Here is a 3,399-nt window from a genome sequence, read left to right as displayed (position 1 = left end):
ATCTCTTGGGCCAAAAGATCCCGTTGTGAGTGGAGCTGATCGAGTTTGGCAGCGCCCTCTTTCAAATACTGAACAAGCTTCTGTTTTTTGGCTTGCAAATCTTCTATTGAGGCTTTTAGATTTTGCTCTTCTGCACGCAGTTGCGCCAGCCATGCTTGCTGAGATCGGATCTGGGATCCCAACTCACAATGGGCTTGAGGATCAGTTCCATCGCCCGCTTCCTCTTCCTGCCGAACGGGTGCCCAATTGGCAAGAGCAGCCCGCAGATCGGCCAGCTCGTTTTGCAGGTGTTGTAGACCTAACTCTTGCTGGCTTTTGAAGTACTCCAGGGATTGCTCCAGCAGTTGGGTTTTGGCTCTGGCTTCACTCCCGGCCAGGGCGGAAGCGAGGTAGCCGGTCATTCCCGTAGCCAAAGCGGCTGCCCCCGATTGCCACAGGGATCCACCGGATCCCAGGCTGCCGAGGGCTACAGCAAGGCCAGCCAAGGTGGGAAAAGCATTGACCCAAAGCTGGCGAGAGGTAGCAAGCTTCATAGTCGGCCCCACAGTAGAACGACAGGGTTGGCTTGATCTTATGGTCTTTTCAAACGGTTGTTATGAAACAGCTTATTGGATTCATCTTTAGCTCTCCTTTTCCCTATGAACTGGAGCACAAGACAGGATTTCTATGCTGGAGTCATCAAGATCGAGTTCAGCCAAGAATTTAAACAGGCGGCTCAATGGTGGAGACAATGTCCTGAATCACCGCCTCTGCCTCTTGCCGTCGGTTACCGGCCATCTCTCCCGACCCAGCCAGGAGAACCCGATGGGCCAGTACCGAGACGAACAACGCTTGCAGATCTTCCGGCAAACAGAAGCTGCGCCCTTTTACCAGCGCCTGAGCTCGTGCCGCCCGCGCCAAGGCCAGCGCTCCACGAGTGGATACCCCTGCCCGCAGCAGCTTGGAAACACGAGTGGCCTGCACCACCTGCAAAAGATAGTCCGCCAGGGATCCGTCCAGGTACACCTGATCCACCGCCGCCTGGATCTCTCGCAACTCACCCAAAGAGAGAACCGGCTGCAGAGCCTCCACCGGCTCGGCTTGTTGCCGTTGCAACAGCAAAGCTCGCTCTATCTCAGGGCTGGGGTAGCCAATCGACAACCGCACCAAAAACCGATCCAACTGACTTTCTGGCAGAGGATAGGTGCCGTGGTATTCCAAAGGATTTTGGGTGGCCAACACAATAAAGGGGCTGGGCAGCGGGTAGGTGCGATCGTCCAGCGAAACCTGCCTTTCCGCCATTGCCTCCAGCAGGGCGCTCTGAGTGCGGGGCGAGGTGCGGTTGATTTCATCCGCCAAGATCACATGGGCAAAAATGGGGCCAGGGCGAAATTCAAAATCCCCTTTTCCCTTATTGAACAGGGTGAGGCCAAGGATATCTGTCGGCAATAAGTCGCTGGTAAATTGAATCCGTTGAAACTTGGCTCCCAAACTGTGGGCGATGGCCCGCGCCAACGTGGTCTTGCCTACACCGGGCACATCCTCCAGCAAAACATGACCTTCCGCAACCAAGGCCATGACCACCGCTTGCACCACCTGTGACTTGCCCTGAAACACCGATTCGATGTTGGCAATCAACTTGCCAATCTGTTGGTGCAAGGCTTGCAATCGTTCCACCGGGATCCGCGCCGAACCAGCACGGGTGCTGACACTCGCCATAAACCATTCCCAAAGGGGCCTATTCCACCTTACCGGCTGGATCCCCTTGCCTGCTCAGGACGGAATCTCACCAAACCCCGGCGAAAAACCGGAGTATCATAGACCTAGGCTCTCCCGGAAGGATGGATATCTTGGAACTGTCTTGTAAAAGTGAATATGCTCTCCTGGCCCTTCTGGAATTGGCCCAGCACTACAGCGATGGCCAGGTGCTGCAGATTAAAGAAATTGCGGCCCATCAGTCCATACCCGATCGCTACCTGGAGCAATTGCTGGCCACCTTGCGCAGACAAGGGTTGGTGCGCAGCCAACGGGGAGCAAAAGGAGGCTACTCCCTGGCCCGAGCGCCCTGGCAGATCTCGCTGTTGGACGTTATCCAGGCCATCGAGGGGGAAGATCTCGCCCGTTCCCGCGAGTGGTCCCCAAGCGATCTCACCCCAGAGCGGGAAGTGCTCCTGAAAGCTTGGCAAGATGCCCAAGCGGCGGCAGTAGCCATTCTCCAGAAGACCACCCTGCAAGACCTCTGCGACCGGCAGGCACAACAGCAACAGGCGCGGCTGATGTACTACATCTGAGCTGCGTGCAATACCCCACAGTTGTTCCTCTCCCAAAGCCGCAAGGACTCTGTTCTGCAAAGAGGAGAGGCTGGGATCCCTAGCCAGTTTTGGGTTATCCTGAAGCCCACTGCTTTTTGAATTGAGCCGTTCCCATGACTGTTCGCTCTTCTCGCTCCCAGGCTGCTGATACGTTTTCTGCGGAAGATTTTGCCCGGGCTTTAGACGAGCAAAACCTCAACTTTCAACCGGGACAGGTGGTGCAAGGCCGCATCTTCCAACATCAGAACGATGGCGCTTTGGTAGATATTGGCGGCAAATCTCCGGCCTTTTTGCCCCTTAAAGAAGCCGGGATCCGCTCAGGAGAAGATTTGAGCGTGCTTTTTCCCTTGAAGACAGAAGCCGAGTTTCTCATTGTGCGGGAAGATGCAGAGGGGCAGATTGTGCTTTCGGCGCGGCGGCTCCGGCTGAAGCGGCTTTGGGAGGAGCTGGCCCAAAAGCAAGCCAGCGGCCAGACGGTAACCGTTCGGGTGATCGGCACCAACAAAGGCGGCGTGGTGGTGGATGTGCAGGGGCTGCGCGGCTTCATTCCCCGCTCCCACCTCAGCCAACGGGAAGGTCTAGAGGAGCTGGTGGGCCAATCCCTGACGGCAGGCTTTATCGAGGTGAACCCAGAAGCCAACAAGCTGGTGCTCTCCCAGCGGGTGGCTGTGAAATCCGAGAACCTGAGCCGTTACACCAGCGGCCAAGTGGTGGAGGGCAAGGTCAGCGGACTAAAACCCTTTGGCGTGTTTGTGGATTTGGAAGAGGGGGTAACCGGGCTACTACACATCAAGCAGGTTAGCCAAAGCTTTGTGGCCTCGCTGTCGGATTTGTTTAAGCCAGGCCAACGCCTCAAAGCCGTCGTGCTCGATGTGGATGAGACCAAGGGGCGGATGGCCCTCTCCCTGCGGGTGCTGGAAAAGCATCCGGGTGAGGTGCTGGAGCATCTGGATACGGTTATGGACGAAGCCGAAGAGCGGGCCAGCAAGCTAAAAGGGAGGATCACAGCCGACGGCCAAGTCATCTGATCCCGATCCCTGCCTCGAGTTTGGATGCGAGATCCCTAGATCGATGGCAAAACGCCTTACGGCAATCAAAGGAAAATCAT

At 56.5% G+C, this 3,399-nt stretch carries 4 protein-coding genes; 2 read left to right on the top strand and 2 right to left on the bottom strand.

The genetic code is table 11. The features are described from left to right. Positions 1–533: hypothetical protein (locus NW844_RS12500; protein WP_414336102.1), on the bottom strand; the 533-nt coding region annotated here is incomplete at its 3' end. A gap of 169 nt (positions 534–702) precedes the next feature. Beyond that, a complete protein-coding gene (locus NW844_RS12495; RefSeq protein ID WP_414336100.1) occupies positions 703–1,698 on the bottom strand; it encodes an AAA family ATPase in 996 nt (331 codons plus the stop codon). A 131-nt stretch (positions 1,699–1,829) separates the two neighbouring features. On the opposite strand from NW844_RS12495, the gene NW844_RS12490 reads away from it, so the two are divergent. Together NW844_RS12490 and NW844_RS12485 are read left to right on the top strand one after the other, a co-directional pair. Next, positions 1,830–2,270, top strand: coding sequence for an Rrf2 family transcriptional regulator (locus NW844_RS12490; protein WP_414336103.1), 441 nt, complete (start codon positions 1,830–1,832; stop codon positions 2,268–2,270). A 134-nt stretch (positions 2,271–2,404) separates the two neighbouring features. Beyond that, positions 2,405–3,319, top strand: a complete 915-nt coding sequence (locus NW844_RS12485) for a S1 RNA-binding domain-containing protein (RefSeq protein WP_414336098.1) — start codon at positions 2,405–2,407, stop codon at positions 3,317–3,319. Positions 3,320–3,399: the final 80 nt, after the last annotated feature.

The organism is Synechococcus sp. H55.2 (assembly GCF_047462495.1).
Lineage (GTDB): Bacteria > Cyanobacteriota > Cyanobacteriia > Thermostichales > Thermostichaceae > Thermostichus.
Note: the sequence above shows the minus strand (reverse complement) of the source record. Positions and strands in the feature narration are given on the sequence as shown.

Excerpts from the sequence above, each read along its gene's own strand:
- NW844_RS12495 (WP_414336100.1), bottom strand. The coding sequence starts at position 1,698 with ATGGCGAGTGTCAGCACCCGTGCTGGTTCGGCGCGGATCCCGGTGGAA.
- NW844_RS12485 (WP_414336098.1), top strand. The coding sequence starts at position 2,405 with ATGACTGTTCGCTCTTCTCGCTCCCAGGCTGCTGATACGTTTTCTGCG.